Genomic DNA, 262 nt, shown 5'->3' on the forward strand with positions numbered 1-262 from the left:
TAGACCTAAAAGCCTATTTTGATAACGTTAATCATGACTTGATGATTAAGTATCTCCAACAATATATTGATGACCCATGGACACTAAGACTCATTCGTAAGTTTTTAACTAGCGGAGTCTTAGACCATGGGCTTTTCGCTAAGAGTGAAAAAGGAACCCCACAAGGAGGGCCATTGTCACCACTACTGGCGAACATCTATCTAAATGAGTTGGACAAAGAGTTGACTAGACGTGGTCACCACTTTGTGCGCTATGCGGATGA

At 41.6% G+C, this 262-nt stretch carries 1 protein-coding gene; it reads left to right on the top strand.

Features of this window, described 5'->3' with window-relative positions:
• On the top strand, positions 1-262 hold a 262-nt coding region (locus LMB56_RS01455; protein ID WP_267865175.1), incomplete at both ends, for a reverse transcriptase domain-containing protein.

The sequence above is a fragment of the Limosilactobacillus reuteri genome, assembly GCF_020785355.1.
GTDB lineage: Bacteria > Bacillota > Bacilli > Lactobacillales > Lactobacillaceae > Limosilactobacillus > Limosilactobacillus reuteri_I.